A 16,059-nucleotide genomic window follows, 5' to 3' on the forward strand; every position below is an offset into this window, starting at 1 on the left:
CGCAAGCTTACCCCTTGAACCTGTGCTAGCGCGCAAACGCGGGAGGGGTCAAGCTTGCCGTTGTTTTACCCGGCCCAGTCCAGCCTTTGCCCTGTCATACAGACTGGAAGAGTATCCTGCGGAAACTGTCCCAATTGTTCGAAAAGAGAAATGAAATCAAACTGGTTGTACGCTTCAACCATCTTGTCCCCCTTGAATCGAGCCATAACTTGACCCGTCACCTCAAGCGGTGCACCGTTATCGGCCCGGAATGTACGCACATGCAAAATACCGGACACCCAATCACCATTTTCGACGATTTTGGGCAACTCGACTTTGATGTCGCCCAGAACATGGCGGAAAGCCGAGACCAGATCGCGAAAGTCATCTGCGCCAACCTGCATTTCTGGGATCAACCCTTCGGCCATGGTTTCCGGGGCGAAGAACTGATCTATCGCGTCGGTATTGCCTTGTTCCCAGACCTCTGAATACCACGCCCTCAGCCTGTCAGAATTCGTCATGTCAGCCCTCCTGTCTCTCAAACAGGAAAATGGGCCAAATAAGTGAATAAACCCTGAATCCCCGATGAGTTATGGGCAATGAACAGACATAATGGGGTTAATGCAGGTTTCTGTTGCCAGGTACCTGCGAACCCCGCCTTACGCGGCTAGGCGCAAGGGCTTAAGTTTCGGTCTTGCTACTGCTTACGCAGCAACTGCAACCGGAGCACGATTGTCGTTTGCAATTGTACTAGTTTCGCCGATAACGGTGGCAGACAGCCGAGACAAAGCTAACCCCTTTAGACGTTCGTCGATCCTGTTTCGGCCCCAAAATCCCCAAACGAAGGATGGTTGGTGGAGCCGCCGGGTACCGCCCCCGGGTCCGATCCGCTTATTACGAGCGCGTTTATGTCCATAGTCCCGAAGGACATACCCTATATAGGTGAGGATGGAGTGGGATGCAAACTCGGTTTATTGCAATTGTGTTTTATTGAATTCAGTGAGTTAAGGCGCTCTGTTCAAGTTCACGAGGATAAGCCAGATCGCCAATACCAGCTCGATTCCGCCAAAGGTCAGTGCTTTGACGAAAGGAGGGTTGTCCAGCACCAGTGACACAAAACGACCCAGCGCTGCGCCTGCATAGACTACACCCAACATGGCATATGCCATCGGAGTGTTAAGCCAAAGCACCGCAGCGCCTGTCACAACGAACAGCCCGCCTACCGAGGCTCGCATCTCGCTAAGGCCCATGGTGCTTTTCGTCGGAGCCAGGTCCAACGCGTTGGCTGTGAACGCGGGGGCCAAAAATCCGAAGAGGCCAAAGCCTAATGTCAGCAAGGCGGCAACCACGTTGAGGGCTGTGATCATTGGCTTTTTCCTTTTTGGTCTGCACGTGCAATTTAGCTCAGCCTCACGCAAAGAAAAGCGCCTAAATCGCTGACCACAGGCCCAAAACACCGACCAGAATCAGGCTAATCGCCCAGACAAGTTCCAGATTGAACCAGCTACGCGACAGGAATTGCAGGCCGAGCCAGCGATAAACGGCAAAAGCTAGAACGCCTCCGCCTAGGATCATAGCGGCGGTATGAATGGCGGCGACAGTTAGCACCAGCAGGCCATTGTTGGCCATGATTTGCGAGACCGCTTGGTGCCCTGCATCCAACTCATCCAGCCCACAGAGGCCAAGATAGATCGGCACCAGCATCAATGCAGCGCCATGCGCCAAGGCCACAAGGAACGACCAAAGCGCCAGCTTGCTGGGCGGGACGCGCGACAACACCCGAGGATGGCGGCGCGTTATTGCGATATAGCCGCCCATTGCAATAACAATCAGCGCCGCCCCGATGCGGATTTCGCGTTGGTATTCAACCAGAGCGGCCATTAGGGCAAAGGGTAACAGCACCCCAAGCATCGCAACAAAATGCCCGCTGGCCAAAGCGGCGAGCGCGCGCCAGAGGGCCGATTGGCGTTGCTCCATCAAGGCTGATGAAACTGCCAACGGCCAGCCCATACCGGGGTTTAGCCCATGATAGGCTCCGCTGAGAACAACGGCCAGCCAGAGGCCAGCCGTTGATGTCATTAAGGTCTCCAACTCAGACCGATGGGTAACAGAAACTGTCGGTCGAGCAGTCTCCACCCTCGAGCCGGATCTGGTGGCTGCGATAGCCTTCCGGGAACTCAACCCAGAACTTCGGATCAAGAGTCAGGCCGCCAGTTTCGCCAACATCCGCCTTGACCATCGCGGCACCACGTTCACCTGGATAGAACTGATCGTCCCATGTGGAATAGAGTGAGTTTGTCCAGTAGACCCGTTTTCCGTCGCGGCTGATCTCGACCATTTGCGGGCCATAGCCAAACTCTTGCCCGTTAGGATGTTTCGTCTTTTTGACAATCCCGCCAATCTCAACCTTACCCGCAAGGGTCGGGTTCATCGGGTCGGACACATCATACTGGTGCATCTCCCCCGTGCCCCAGCAGGCGACGTAGAGGTACTTGTCATCAAGACTAAGGTCGATATCCGTCACCAGCGGCGGAACGGCCGAGAAGCCTTTCAGCAGCTCGGGCAAGTCATCGGGATCAGCTGGTTGCGGATCAATCGTGATGGTTTTCTTCGCCTCAAACGTACCGTCATCATTGCGCCACCAGGTAAAGATCGCGCCCTGCAGATTGGTAGTATCGACCACAACGCCACAGAACCCGTATTGCTTGACTGGATCATGCGCAGGCCGGATTTCCAACGCCATCTGATGGTTTTCGCCTAGATCGATGGTTTGAATATTGGTCCGATTTCGCAGGTTCCAGAAATGAATGCTGTGGCCGTATTTATTCGACAACAGGTCCTCGGCCACAATCCCGTTCTCGAACTGTGGCGGCAGACCCCATTCCGAGCTAACCATGTAGTCGCGCGGTAAGTTCCACCAGAAATCATAATGCTTATCCTGCACGCCGCGTTCGATCTCGTATCGGCCAATAATCTCAAAGCTCTCACAATCCATGATGAAAATGCCGGGAGGGCCATCAGTGCCATCTTCGCCACCACCACCCAGCGTGCTGACATAGATACCCTCAGGTCCGCAATGGATCGTATGCGGGCGGGAATATCCCGTTTTCGCAAAGACTTCTTCGGGTTCGATAATCTTGTGAATTTTCGCCTCAAGCGGATTTTTCACGTCGATTATGTAGATCCGGCTGGATCGGATACCCGGTATGATCAGATACCGGCGCTCAAGAAACGCATGACCGCTAAGCGGAGACAGGGCTGAGGAACAGGCATTCCAGCCGAAGTGATGAAACTCATCGCCTTTCTCAGGCATAATCACTTGATGGACAATCTTCCCATAATCTTCTGAGGATGGGTCGACATTCACTACAGCCAAGCCATCGGGTTGCGAAAAATCGGGGCTGAGCATGAGCGTGAAGGCCAACGTCTCAGTAGGGCCTTCCATCGCCAGCTTGGCCGATGGATAAAAGGTTGGGTCCGGTCTTTGGTTCATAACGTCCTCCCGTAAGTCATTGGTATTCAATTCGTAGTGAGAGTTCCGGTCTTGCTGCCGGATGTCATGCTGCCTGCTCGGGTGCCTCGTCTTTCCTTCCTTACGCCTGTGATCAGGCGGGTTTGCGTCGTCTTTCGGCCACGTCCTGTGCCAGTTGTCGCGTGTAGGTCTCAAGCTTGACCAGCGCCGTATCAACCGCGGTAACATCCCGTGCTTCCAGCGCATCGGCGATGTCGCTGTGCAGAGCGATGATTTCTTCGCGTGACCGGGCCGTGAAAGTGATCATGTTCATCAATGGCTGCATCGCCTCGACCGCGCCAGCAAGCTGGTAAGACAGCACCGGATTTCCAGCGCCATCTACTAGGGCGCGGTGAAAAGCGACGTCCGAGGCGCAGAAGGCTTCATCAGTAAGGCCCGGCTGTGCCTGGCGGAATATTTCGGCCCGCATTGTCGCGAGTTGATCTGGGGTGCGGCGTTGCGCGGATAGTGCGGCACAGGCGCGTTCCAGCGCATAGCGTGCCTCGCACGCCGTATCGAAGTTAACCGCGTTCATCGACAAAAGCAGCGTCGAAGTTGTCACTTGCTGGGAATAGGCGTCTTCAAAGCTCAGCCGATTGACAAACGCACCGCCAGAAGCCCCACGTTGCGTGCGGATAAGTGATTGAGCAGCAAGGCGTTTCAGCGCTTCACGAACCGTGGGACGCGAGACTTTGAACTGATCCGCCAGCTCGGATTCCGAAGGCAGACGCTCATCGACGATCAAGCGACCTGATACGATCGCATCCCGGATTGCCTGCGCAATTTGGGCGGACAGATCTGCCGAGCTCTGAGGATCGATTTTCATGGTCTTTGGCCGGATTCGTTACTTTTTATTTGTCTGACATTTAAAAGTCTGACATTTGAAAAGCAAGAGAGTTGAGTCGGGAGAGGCAGGTGAGTCGCTCAGTTTTCCGTAGCGCGCTTTGGTTGGGCTTTTACATCGCGATCCTTTGGTCGTGGTGGATGATGGTCTCGATGAGCCGCGACATGGATCTGGACTGGATCGGACGCCCTGGCCCGATGGGACAAGCCATGGCTGCGATGGACCCGCGCATGGATATGTATATGCCCATGGCCGAGTTCGGCCCGCTGTTTTGGATGTGGGCGATCATGATGGCGGCGATGATGCTGCCGACACTGGTGCCGACCCTGCGCAGCTATGATGACCTGATCCGCAGCGCCAATGGCACGCGGGCAGGGTGGCTGGGCGTGTTGCTGGGGTATTTCGTCGTCTGGGTCGGTTTTGCAGCGCTGATCACAGGGGCTCAGCTGGCGCTGCTTTTCGGTGGCGCGGTCGATATGCTGGGGATTGCTAAATCGCCGTACCTCGCTGGAGGACTGCTGATTGCGGTCGGAGTCTTCCAATTTACCCGCGCAAAAGAAGTCTGCCACGGCGTCTGCCACGCGCCAATGACCTATTTCCTAGGCCATTGGAAATCCGGTTTCGCAGGCGGTTTACGCATGGGGCTGGGGCTGGGCGCATTCTGCGTCGGTTGTTGCTGGGGCTTTATGGCTCTGGGCTTTGTGGGCGGTGTTATGAGCTTGCTCTGGATGGGGCTGGCGACGCTGTTCATGGTTTTGGAAAAACTTCCCCAGATCGGGCACGCGGTGACGCGGCCCATGGGGTTTGTCTTGATTGCGGGTGGTCTGGCGCTGCTTGTACATCACATTGCTTACGGAGGATAAGTTGATGGCTAAAAACAGAAAACCGGATGCGGACAAGCTGCCGGTCAGTCAAAGAATCGACAGCCGAATGCCCAATCCCAAGCGTCGCGAGATGAGCCCAACTGATTGGGCTATCAAAGGCGAGCTTATCCTCAACTGTTCCTGCGATGTGTTCTGTCCCTGTGTCGTCTCGCTGGGTGCGCACCCGCCGACCGAAGGGCACTGCCACGCATGGATGGGTATCGTTATTGATGAGGGTCACTACGAAGGCGAGGACTTGTCGGGTCTGAACGTGGGCCTTTTGGTTGATATCCCTGGACGGATGGGTGAAGGCCAATGGAAGGTCGCTGCCTATGTGGATGAGCGCGCCAGTGGAAAGGCCTATAACGGGCTGCTACAAATCTTCAGCGGTCAGGCGGGTGGCACAACCGGGCTGTTCACGATGCTGGTCAGCGAAATCATCGGGGCCGAGCGTGCCCCCGTTCAAATTGAACGAGACGGGACAAAGCGCCGGATTATGATCGGGCGTAAGATTCAGGGTGAAATTGAGATGCTGGCTGGCAAAGACCCTGAGCATCCGGTGATGGTTTCAAACTCGAAATACTGGATGGGACCGGACATCATCGTGGCCCGAGGCACCAAATCAAAGGTTCGCGATTATGGCCGCGTTTGGGATTTTGGTGGCAAATCAGCCGAGATTTGCCCCATCGACTGGCACGGACCCAAGTGATGATCACCGGAGCCTATGCGCGTGAGATGGCGCGATATAGCTGCTGGCAAAACAATCAGTTGAAGGGTTTTCTTCAGACTCTTCCTGCCGAAGAGCTCGCCCGTAATCGCCGGGCGTTCTTTGGATCGATCATGGGAACAGCCAATCATTTGCTTTGGGGGGATTGGATCTGGATTTCTCGGTTTGACAAAGGTCCGGGACCTGGTGGCGGCATCCCTGAGAGCGTCTCGATCTGCGACGGCATGGCTGACTGGTTGCCGTTGCGCGATACAATTGACGATCGGATTGCCAGATGGGCCGACACGTTGGCGGATGAGGTCCTGAGTGGCCCGTTCACATGGTATTCTGCAGCGAAAGAAACTGATGTAACAAAACCTTACGATCAATGCGTGATCCACATGTTCAACCATCAGACGCACCATCGCGGACAATTGCACCAGATGCTGACCGAAGTCGGCTCTCAGGCGCCCGTCAGCGATCTTGTCTTTCTGCCAGAGGATACCTGACATGGCAGTCATCACGCCAAACCGACGTGTGCGCAAAACTCCATTTACTCCGGGTGTCGAAGCAGAAGGGGTAAAGGCGTATACGGTCTATAACCACATGCTGCTCCCGACGGTTTTTGAAAGCGTTGAGGCTGACGCGGCCCACCTGAAGCAATATGTGCAGGTCTGGGATGTCTCGTGCGAACGTCAGGTCCAGATCAAAGGCCCAGATGCGCTGCGGCTGATGAAGATGCTCAGCCCGCGCGACATGGACAAGATGCGGGCAGACCAGTGCTATTATGTACCGATCGTGGATCATAATGGCGGGATACTGAATGATCCGGTGGCGATCAAACTGGCTGACGACCACTATTGGTTATCTGTCGCTGATGGAGACCTTTGGCAATATGCCTTGGGCCTTGTGATCGCGCTGGAGCTGGATGTCGATGTTTCCGAGCCGGATGTGTCACCTCTGGCCGTGCAAGGGCCAAAGTCGGACGATCTGATGGCGCGTGTGTTTGGCGATGCGGTCAGAGATATAAAATTCTTCCGATACAAACGGTTAGCTTTTGAAGATACCTCTTTCATCATCGCCCGCTCAGGTTGGTCTAAGCAGGGTGGCTTTGAAATCTATGTCGAAGGTTCGGACTATGGAATGCCGCTGTGGGACGCCCTGTTCGCAAATGGGCGCGACCTGAATGTGCGGGCTGGTTGCCCTAATGGGATTGAGCGGGTCGAAAGTGGGCTGCTGAGTTTCGGCTCGGACATGCGGCGCGAAAATACGCCCTACGAATGTGGGTTGGCGCGCTTTTGTAACTCACCGCTGGATTATGTCGGCAAGGCTGCCTTGGCTGATCAGGCGAAGAACGGGCCGCCTCGGCAAATTCGTCCGCTTGTGATCGAAGGTGAGATTGGGCCATGCACAGAATCCTGGCCTCTGATGGCTGAGGGCCAACAGGTCGGGCAGGTCGCCTCAGCCGCCTACTCGCCAGAATTTGGGGTAAATGTCGCGATTGGAATGGTCGAGAGATCCCACTGGATTCCGGGCACCCGGATCGAGTTGATGACAGAACACGGAATGCGATGGGCTGTGGTGCAAGACAAGTTCTGGCGCTAAGCCCACATTTGAAGAACAGAGCCTCTAGGCAACGAAGGGAGTAAGTTCATGTTTAACGCACTTGTCGTTGAAAAGGATGAAGAAAGTGGCCTTGCCAACGCGGCGGTCAAGGAGATGTCGCTGGCAGATTTGCCGGATGGAGAAGTGACCGTTGCAGTTGAATATTCGACGGTAAATTACAAAGATGGGTTGTGCATGTCTCCAAAGGGCGGTGGTTTGGTGCGGAGTTACCCGCATATCCCGGGCATCGACTATTCGGGCATTATCGAACAATCCTCTGATGATCGGTACAAACCCGGCGACAAGGTTGTCCTAACCGGCTGGCGCGTGGGTGAGGCGCATTGGGGAGGGTACTCTCAGAAAGCCAACGCCCGCGCGGATTGGCTGGTTCCCTTGCCGGAAGGGTTGGATACACGGCAGGCCATGGCGGTCGGGACTGCTGGTTTCACTGCGATGTTGGCCGTTATGGCGCTGGAAGATCACGGATTGCAGCCAGGACATGGCCCGGTGTTGGTTACGGGCGCCGCAGGTGGTGTTGGCTCGGTCGCGACGGCCATTCTGGCTCATCTGGGGTATGAGGTTGCAGCGGTCACCGGGCGACCGGAAACGGCCGATTACCTTAAATCATTGGGCGCAACCACAATCGTCCCACGAGACGAGTTGAATGAAACCACCAAGCGCCCGCTAGAGAGTGAAACCTGGTCAGGATGTGTTGATGCGGTTGGCGGTGCGATGCTCGCCCGAGTGTTGGGACAGATGAAATATGGCGCATCCGTTGCTGCGGTTGGACTTGCCGGAGGTGCAGGGCTACCGGCGACCGTGATCCCGTTTCTGCTGCGCGGTGTGAACCTGTTGGGCATCGACAGTGTCATGCAGCCATATGACAACCGCGTCCGGGCCTGGCAGCGCATAGCGACAGACCTTCCGATGGATAAGCTTGAGGCGATGGTACATGCGGCAACCCTGTCTGATCTGCCTCAATTGGGTGCAGACATTCTGCAGGGGCAGGTTAAAGGCCGCGTTGTGGTCGATGTGAACGCCTGACCGGAGTCCTGCATCAAAAGACTGGCTGGATCATGAAACCGGCCGGTCTCAAAACCGGGAATGAGGCCAGATTGCCGGAAACAGTTCTGGTCATTGCCACATTTCATCAGCATGATTGCTATACATCCCATTTGTGATGGCTTAAGACCCATCCGAACATCACCTGAAGACGGGGAGTGAGCAGCATGTCTGATGATTTCGAACTCGACACCGATGATCTGAAACGCCGTATGGACGGCGCGATGGCCAACCTCAAAACCGAATTCGCCTCGCTGCGGACCGGGCGTGCCTCGGCCTCGATGCTTGAGCCGGTTATGGTCGATGCCTATGGTGCGATGACGCCGATTAACCAAGTCGGCACCGTGAACGTCCCCGAACCGCGCATGGTGACGGTTAACGTTTGGGACAAGGTACTTGTCGGCAAAGTTGAAAAGGCCATTCGCGAAAGTGGTTTGGGCATCAATCCACAACTGAACGGCACGATCATCATGCTGCCGATTCCTGAACTGAACGAGGAACGTCGCCGGGAACTGGGGAAGGTTGCAGGGCAATACGCAGAAAGCGCGCGAGTTTCGATCCGCAATGTGCGTCGGGATGGTATGGACCAGATTAAAAAGGCCAAGGCTGATGGCATGTCCGAGGATGATCAAAAGTTCTGGGAGACCGAAGTTCAGGAGCTGACTGATACGATGATCAAATCAGTCGATGACGCGCTCGAGACCAAACAGTCCGAGATCATGCAGGTCTGATTTTCGAACATGCCCAAGGATCCCGATAACGCGCTTCGTACCGGACCACGCCACGTAGCGATCATCATGGACGGGAACGGTCGCTGGGCACAGGCCCGTGGTCGGCCTCGGTTGTTCGGCCACCATGCAGGTGCGCGCCGCGTCCGCGAAGTGGTCGAAGCCTGTCCGGGACTCGGGATCAAATATCTGACAATATTCGCGTTTTCGACTGAAAACTGGAAGCGTACCCAGGTTGAAGTTGCAGGGCTGATGAGCCTGTTTCGCCGCTATATTGTAAAAGAAACCAATACCTTGAAGAGCAATGGTATCCGAGTGAGGTTCATCGGTGACCGCGTTCGGCTGGATGCCAAGTTGATCGATCTTATGGATACGCTGGAGCGTGAAACCGAGGGTAATGATCTGGTCCATTTGACCGTTGCCTTGAATTACGGCGGTCGAGATGAGGTCGCACGCGCGACCAAGCGGCTGGCGCGCGATGTGGCCGACGGCGTGTTGCGACCAGAAGATGTGGACGAGGAAACGCTGCCCAAGTACCTCGACACGCGTGTACTTCCCGACCCAGATCTGGTCATCCGGACAAGTGGCGAAGCGCGGATATCGAATTTTCTGCTCTGGCAGTCTGCTTATTCCGAGTACGAATTCATCGATACGTTGTGGCCCGATTTTACTGCAGCAGAACTGGAACGCCTCTGCCGAAGCTATGGATCGCGTGAACGACGCTTCGGAGCGGTTCTGGCATGAGTGACGGCCGATGGTCTGATCTTACGGCGCGGGTATTGTCGGCATCGGTTCTAGTGACCATTGCTGCAATCGAAGTCTGGCTTGGCGGGCTTTGGTTTGAAGCTTTCATCGCGGCGATCTGTGCTTTGATGACCTGGGAACTGGTTCGGATGATTGACCCCGAACAGCGAGGGGTCGCGATTCAGTTGGCGATCCTGACTGGCGTGGCGGTCATCCTAAGCTACCACCTGCCGCCGCTTTACAAATTGCCATGCCTGGTCGCGCCGGCATTGGTTGGGGCAGGACAAATCAGTCGTGCCCGCGGCATCTATGTACTATTTGCGATCTGGATTGCGACGTCAGGTCTGGGCTTCATCTCGATCCGAGAGAACCTTGGCTTTGGGTGGATGGTTTGGCTGATCCTCGTGGTCATCGCCACTGATGTCGCCGGGTATTTTGTGGGCAAAACGCTGGGCGGACCTAAGTTTTGGCCCAGAGTAAGCCCTAAAAAGACTTGGTCCGGAACCGTCGGAGGTTGGGTAGCCGCCGCTTTGGTTGGCACAGGATTTGCGCTTTATGCCGGGTTCGGTTTTGCTTTTGTGGTCGTGTCGGTGCTGGCGTCGATGGCCAGTCAGGCAGGCGATATCGTTGAAAGTGCCACGAAACGCAGCTTTGGAATCAAAGACAGCTCGAACTTGATACCGGGCCATGGTGGGTTTCTGGACAGGTTTGACGGGATGATGGGCGCATCAGTGTTTGTTTTGCTTGCAGGGCTGTTCTACGCGCCCGGAGGTATGTGATGCGAAGGGTGTCCATATTCGGCGCAACCGGCTCAATAGGGCAGAACACGCTCGACCTGATTTCAAGAAACCCGGACGCCTATGATGTGATCGCTTTGACCGGCGGTAGCAATATCGCACAACTGGCACAAGATGCCGTTCGTCTGGGTGCCGACGTGGCAGTAACAGCCTTTGATGACAGGTTGGATGACCTTCGTTCCGCTTTGGCAGGTAGCGGCGTGCAGGCAGCGGCGGGGCAGGTGGCCTTGATCGAAGCCGGCGCACGTCCTGTCGACTGGGTAATGTCTGCTATTGTCGGCTCAGCTGGGTTGGCTCCGGGGATTGAGGCGTTGAAACAAGGCGCGACACTGGCGCTTGCGAATAAGGAAACGCTGGTTTGTGCGGGGCCGCTGGTGCTGGAGACGGCGCGGTCTCACGGTGCCACGCTGCTCCCAGTCGATAGCGAGCATTCAGCAGTTTTTCAGGCGCTTGTCGGCGAAGACATCGCAAACGTTGAGCGGATCATCATCACTGCAAGTGGTGGTGCGTTCCGGGATTGGCCGCTGAGCGATCTGGCAAAGGCGACCGTCGAACAGGCCTCCAGCCATCCGAATTGGAACATGGGCCAGAGGATCACGATTGACAGCGCATCAATGTTTAACAAGGCTTTGGAAGTCATAGAAACCAAAGAATACTTTGGCGTTGATCAATCAAAAATTGAGGTTCTCGTTCACCCTGAATCCATCGTTCATGCGATGGTTGGATTTCAGGATGGTGCGCTAATGGCGCATATGGGCGCGCCTGATATGCGACATGCCATCGGGTACGCGCTGCACTGGCCCAAACGGAACGAGCTTCCGGTTGCAAGGCTCGATCTGGCGCAACTGGGCCAACTGCGGTTTCAAAACCCGGACGAGGCCCGGTATCCCGCCCTACGCCTTGCCCGGGAAGTCATGCAACGCGGGGGGCTGTCGGGCGCGATTTTCAACGCCGCTAAAGAACGTGCATTGGATCACTTTATCGAACGTCGAATTCGCTTTCTGGACATGGCCGACGCGGTTTCGGCAGTGCTGGAGCGATTTGAGGCCGCAGATGGGCTTATTGATGCACCGCTGACACTTGATAATGTACAACAAACGGACCATCTCGCACGGCAGTGGGTCGATGAAACCGTATTAGAACGAGCAGGATAAAATTTTGGACATTCTTTCATTGATCCCGCAATTCGGAAATCTTCTTTATACGATCATTGCATTTGTGATTGCGCTTTCGGTGATTGTCGCGGTGCACGAATACGGCCATTACATCGTTGGTCGATGGTCTGGCATTCACGCAGAGGTGTTCTCGATTGGTTTCGGACCAGTTCTGTGGAGCCGTGTAGACAAACGCGGAACCCGCTGGCAAATCGCGTTGCTGCCATTTGGCGGCTACGTTAAGTTTTTGGGCGATTCCAATGCCGCATCGGGCAAAGACGAAGACGCGATGATTGAGATCGCGGAACAAAGCCCTGAAGAACTACGTCGGACCATGCATGGTGCGCCTTTGTGGGCGCGGGCTGCAACAGTTGCGGCTGGGCCAATTTTCAATTTTGCGATGTCGATACTCGTTTTTGGCCTTGTCTTCTGGTCGCAGGGTGTTTCACGCGAACCGTTGACAGTTGGTGCACTACAGCCGTTGCCTGGAACAGTTCAGGGACTGCAGGAAGGTGACGAGATCATTGCGATCGCAGGATTGCCGACTCCTGATTTCGATGATTCCGCGAACTGGTCAGACTTCGTAAACGCGTTGCCGGTCGTGCCGGAATTGGACTACACCGTCATTCGGGATGGTGAGACAATTGACGTCGCGGCGCCTTGGTTCTTTCCGCCGTTGATCCAACAGGTTACGCCGCGAAGCGCAGCAATGGATATCCAGTTGCAGCAAGGTGACGTTATCACATCAGTCGACGGTGACCCGATATTCGCGTTCGAACAGTTGAAAGAGTATGTCGAAGGGTCTGAGGGGCGCGCCTTGTTATTGAACGTTTGGCGCGACGGGGCTGATCTTGAGTTCGCGCTTGCCCCTCGTCGCACGGATGAACCCACTGCAGATGGTGGATTTGTGACGCATTGGCGTATCGGCATCGTCGGCGGCATGATGATCGAACCCGAGACGGTTCCCGCTGGCATCTGGGATTCCGTGAAGGGTGGTGTGGTTCAAACCGGTCGCATCATCGATGGATCGTTGTCCGGCATGTGGCATATGATCACCGGCGCGATCAGTACCTGCAATATTTCGGGGCCTATTGGCATTGCCGAAACGTCCGGGGCTATGGCGAGCCAGGGTGCTCAGAACTTCATCTTCTTCATTGCTGTTCTGTCTACTGCTGTTGGTTTGTTGAATCTGTTCCCGATCCCGGCACTGGATGGTGGTCATTTGGTCTTCTATGCCTACGAGGCGGTCTCGGGTCGCCCGCCAAGCGACAAAGCCTTTCGAGTACTGATGGGCATAGGCGTTACATTGATCCTTTCGCTTATGCTCTTCTCAGTCAGTAACGATCTGTTCTGCTGATTAAGGCAATCAAGGCACCGTTAGGACGCAAAATTGCCGCATTTCAAAGGTACTCTTGTGGGGTGCTTAGAATTGTGTGGGCTTGAGAACCATGACCAAAGCGTTGCAAAAATCTTATCAGAGTGTCAGCGTCCTGTTCCAACTGAATTGGGATATGTTGCTAAGCTTTGCAGTGACCGCTTTGGCCTTGGCTGTTGGCGGCTATCTCCTCGGTTTGTGATTCTTCCAAACAAATCTGAATGGACTTGGCGGCCCGCCGGGCCGCTTTTTGCATTTTGGTCTTTTGACATGGTCCCATAATCGGGCTACTCAGCAGCTAAAGTCTGAAAATTCTGGGTAGTGATAAAAATGACTGACAGCAGGGGCACGGGCACATTCTGCGGCTCGCATGGGCAGCAAAGCAACATTTTGTGGCAGGCACTAACGCTCTTTTTTCTTTTTGCTACACCGGGTTTGATGGTTCTGCCTCAGCCTGCGCTGGCGCAATCTTACACCATCAACAACTTCGAAGTTGAAGGTAATCGGCGGATCGAAACCTCGACCATTATCGCACGGACGGGAATCGAACCTGGGCAGACCGTGACCGCCGGACAACTTAATGATGCCTTTCAGCGTTTGCTTGACAGTGGTGTTTTTGAGACAGTCGAACTCACACCGCGCGGTAGCACATTGGTTATCGCGGTTGAAGAATATCCAACGATCAACCAGATCAGCATTGAAGGTAACCGCCGCGTTAAGGATGATCTCCTGCTCGAAACGATCTCTTCTCAGCCACGCCGCGTCTTTACTCCGCAGATGGCCGAAGCTGATGCGGATCTGATTGCTGAGGTTTATTCGGCGCAGGGCAGGGTGTCAGCCACCGTGATTCCGCGGATCATTCGCCGCAACGATAACCGCGTGGATCTCGTGTTCGAAATTGCCGAAGGCACAACAATCGAAGTTGAACGTGTCAGTTTCGTTGGCAACCGCGCGTTTTCGGATCGTCGTTTGCGTCGGGTGCTGGAAACAAAGCAAGCAAACATTCTGCGCACCTTCCTGCGGGGTGATACATTCATCGCTGACCGGATCGAATTCGACAAACAGGTTATCCGTGATTTCTACCTGTCGCGGGGCTATATCGATTTTCGAGTAAACAGCGCCAATGTCGAATTCACGCGTGAGCGCGATGCATTCTTCCTGGTGATGAACGTCACCGAGGGGCAGCGGTTCTCATTTGGGCAAATTTCGACCGTCAGTGAAATTCCCGGCGTTGATCCGGCTCCTTATCAGGCTGCACTCAAGGTCAAACCGGGTGTGATTTATTCACCGACGGTTATTGAGAATTCGATTGCTCGGTTGGAGCGTCTTGGCCTGAAACAGGGCGTGGACTTCCTGCGCGTTGAACCCCGCGTCACGCGGAATCCGCGCGATCTGACACTGGATGTGCAATTCGTCCTAACCCGCGGCCCACGCATTTTTGTCGAACGTATCGATATCGAAGGAAACACCACAACTTTGGACCGCGTGATCCGTCGTCAGTTCGACACGGTCGAAGGTGACCCCTTCAACCCCAGAGAAATCCGTCAGAGTGCCGAACGTATCCGTGCACTTGGTTTCTTCTCGGTAGCCGATGTGGAAACACGGGAAGGGTCTTCACCCAGCCAGGTTATCGTGGACGTTGACGTCGAAGAGCAACCTACCGGTTCGCTGAGTTTGGGTGGTAGTTACTCGGTTGCTGACGGTTTCGGGATTGCTATCGGTCTGAATGAATCCAACTTCCTTGGCCGCGGACAGAACTTGGGTATTACGCTTTCAACAGCTCAGGATTCTGAACAGTATATCATCAATTTCACCGAGCCCTATTTGCTTGGTCGCCGGCTGCGCTTTGATTTGGGTTTGGGTCTTGCGAGCACCAATTCAAGCTTTGCCAGCTATGATACCGAAACTGTGTTTTTCAGACCTCAGATCAGTTACGCGATAGGCGAGTTGTCGGCGCTTCGGCTTCGCTATGGCTGGGACCGCAGCGAAATGACGCAGCAGAGCAATGAAACAAACGGGGCGGTTATCTCGTCGGAAATCGATCAGGGGAAAAGGACTAGCAGTTCGATCGGTGTATCTTATGTCTATGATAGCCGATTGGGTGGTTTGAATCCCAACGCAGGTGTTTTGTTCGAACTTGGCGTGGATGCGGCTGGTCTCGGCGGAGACAATGAGTACATCAAAACAACGGCTCGGGCGATTGCTCAGCAGCGTGTTCTGAACGAAGAAGTTGTACTGCGTGCAACGCTCGAGCTTGGCGCGTTGAATTGGACCGGTGACGATTTCAGCCGCACGATTGACCGGTTCGTCTTGGGGCCGAGCGTGTTCCGCGGCTTTGAACCTGCCGGTCTAGGACCACGTGACCTTTCCAACGGTCAGGATGACGCCATCGGGGGGAATTACTACTGGGTCGCCCGTTTTGAGTCAGACTTCCCTCTGGGACTTCCCGAAGAGCTGGGCCTGCGTGGGGGTGTTTTCTACGATGTTGGTAACCTCTACAACATCAACAACGTTAACACTGCTGGTGCAGATATTGTCGGTGCCAGCGGTTCCATCCGGCACGTAATCGGCGTGTCCGTCTTGTGGGAAACACCGTTTGGCCCGCTGCGCTTTAACTTTTCGAATGCCCTCAAGAAAGAGGAATTCGACAAAGAGCAAAGCTTTGACCTGACGGTTCAAGCCAGGTTCTGA

General features: G+C 55.0%; 17 protein-coding genes and 1 other RNA gene. 12 read left to right on the top strand and 6 right to left on the bottom strand.

Annotated elements, in window-relative coordinates:
• Positions 1-65: 65 nt before the first annotated feature.
• From ACR0B3_RS02605 to ACR0B3_RS02630, 6 genes are all read right to left on the bottom strand, one after another.
• Complete coding sequence (locus tag ACR0B3_RS02605; RefSeq protein ID WP_480807721.1) at positions 66-500, bottom strand: ester cyclase; 435 nt, start codon at positions 498-500, stop codon at positions 66-68.
• A gap of 99 nt (positions 501-599) precedes the next feature.
• Positions 600-947: a transfer-messenger RNA gene (gene ssrA / locus ACR0B3_RS02610) on the bottom strand.
• A 36-nt stretch (positions 948-983) separates the two neighbouring features.
• Complete coding sequence (locus tag ACR0B3_RS02615) at positions 984-1,346, bottom strand: DUF4345 family protein (protein WP_480807722.1); 363 nt, start codon at positions 1,344-1,346, stop codon at positions 984-986.
• A gap of 61 nt (positions 1,347-1,407) precedes the next feature.
• Positions 1,408-2,058 carry a hypothetical protein gene (locus ACR0B3_RS02620; RefSeq protein ID WP_480807723.1) on the bottom strand — a complete coding sequence of 217 codons (651 nt, stop codon included), beginning with the start codon at positions 2,056-2,058 and terminating at the stop codon, positions 1,408-1,410.
• 13 nt (positions 2,059-2,071) lie between these two features.
• Positions 2,072-3,472: a selenium-binding protein SBP56-related protein gene (locus ACR0B3_RS02625; RefSeq protein ID WP_480807724.1), complete on the bottom strand. Its 1,401-nt coding sequence runs from the start codon at positions 3,470-3,472 to the stop codon at positions 2,072-2,074.
• A 112-nt stretch (positions 3,473-3,584) separates the two neighbouring features.
• On the bottom strand, positions 3,585-4,316 hold the full coding sequence (locus tag ACR0B3_RS02630) for a FadR/GntR family transcriptional regulator (protein WP_480807725.1): 732 nt from the start codon (positions 4,314-4,316) through the stop codon (positions 3,585-3,587).
• An 89-nt stretch (positions 4,317-4,405) separates the two neighbouring features.
• Between ACR0B3_RS02630 and ACR0B3_RS02635 the strand changes: the two genes are divergently transcribed.
• From ACR0B3_RS02635 to bamA, 12 genes are all read left to right on the top strand, one after another.
• A complete protein-coding gene (locus ACR0B3_RS02635; RefSeq protein ID WP_480807726.1) occupies positions 4,406-5,197 on the top strand; it encodes a DUF2182 domain-containing protein in 792 nt (263 codons plus the stop codon).
• A 4-nt stretch (positions 5,198-5,201) separates the two neighbouring features.
• A complete protein-coding gene (locus tag ACR0B3_RS02640; protein ID WP_480807727.1) occupies positions 5,202-5,906 on the top strand; it encodes a DUF1326 domain-containing protein in 705 nt (234 codons plus the stop codon).
• On the top strand, positions 5,906-6,412 hold the full coding sequence (locus ACR0B3_RS02645; protein WP_480807728.1) for a DinB family protein: 507 nt from the start codon (positions 5,906-5,908) through the stop codon (positions 6,410-6,412). Before ACR0B3_RS02640 ends, ACR0B3_RS02645 begins: the two co-directional genes overlap by 1 nt.
• A gap of 1 nt (position 6,413) precedes the next feature.
• On the top strand, positions 6,414-7,508 hold the full coding sequence (locus ACR0B3_RS02650; protein ID WP_480807729.1) for a dimethylsulfoniopropionate demethylase: 1,095 nt from the start codon (positions 6,414-6,416) through the stop codon (positions 7,506-7,508).
• A gap of 48 nt (positions 7,509-7,556) precedes the next feature.
• On the top strand, positions 7,557-8,552 hold the full coding sequence (gene acuI, locus ACR0B3_RS02655; protein ID WP_480807730.1) for an acryloyl-CoA reductase: 996 nt from the start codon (positions 7,557-7,559) through the stop codon (positions 8,550-8,552).
• 185 nt (positions 8,553-8,737) lie between these two features.
• Positions 8,738-9,301 carry a ribosome recycling factor gene (frr, locus tag ACR0B3_RS02660; RefSeq protein ID WP_480807731.1) on the top strand — a complete coding sequence of 188 codons (564 nt, stop codon included), beginning with the start codon at positions 8,738-8,740 and terminating at the stop codon, positions 9,299-9,301.
• A 9-nt stretch (positions 9,302-9,310) separates the two neighbouring features.
• Positions 9,311-10,042: a polyprenyl diphosphate synthase gene (gene uppS, locus ACR0B3_RS02665; protein ID WP_480807732.1), complete on the top strand. Its 732-nt coding sequence runs from the start codon at positions 9,311-9,313 to the stop codon at positions 10,040-10,042.
• The gene (locus ACR0B3_RS02670; protein ID WP_170719137.1) at positions 10,039-10,821 is read left to right on the top strand and encodes a phosphatidate cytidylyltransferase; all 783 of its coding nucleotides are present in this window, start codon (positions 10,039-10,041) and stop codon (positions 10,819-10,821) included. Before uppS ends, ACR0B3_RS02670 begins: the two co-directional genes overlap by 4 nt.
• The gene (gene dxr / locus ACR0B3_RS02675; RefSeq protein ID WP_480807733.1) at positions 10,821-11,993 is read left to right on the top strand and encodes a 1-deoxy-D-xylulose-5-phosphate reductoisomerase; all 1,173 of its coding nucleotides are present in this window, start codon (positions 10,821-10,823) and stop codon (positions 11,991-11,993) included. Before ACR0B3_RS02670 ends, dxr begins: the two co-directional genes overlap by 1 nt.
• A gap of 4 nt (positions 11,994-11,997) precedes the next feature.
• Positions 11,998-13,350, top strand: a complete 1,353-nt coding sequence (gene rseP / locus ACR0B3_RS02680) for an RIP metalloprotease RseP (RefSeq protein ID WP_480807734.1) — start codon at positions 11,998-12,000, stop codon at positions 13,348-13,350.
• Positions 13,351-13,441: 91 nt separating this feature from the next.
• Positions 13,442-13,570, top strand: a complete 129-nt coding sequence (locus tag ACR0B3_RS02685) for a hypothetical protein (protein ID WP_480807735.1) — start codon at positions 13,442-13,444, stop codon at positions 13,568-13,570.
• A gap of 128 nt (positions 13,571-13,698) precedes the next feature.
• Positions 13,699-16,059: an outer membrane protein assembly factor BamA gene (bamA, locus tag ACR0B3_RS02690; RefSeq protein WP_480807736.1), complete on the top strand. Its 2,361-nt coding sequence runs from the start codon at positions 13,699-13,701 to the stop codon at positions 16,057-16,059.

The sequence above is a fragment of the Ruegeria sp. CE9 genome (genome assembly GCF_056537425.1).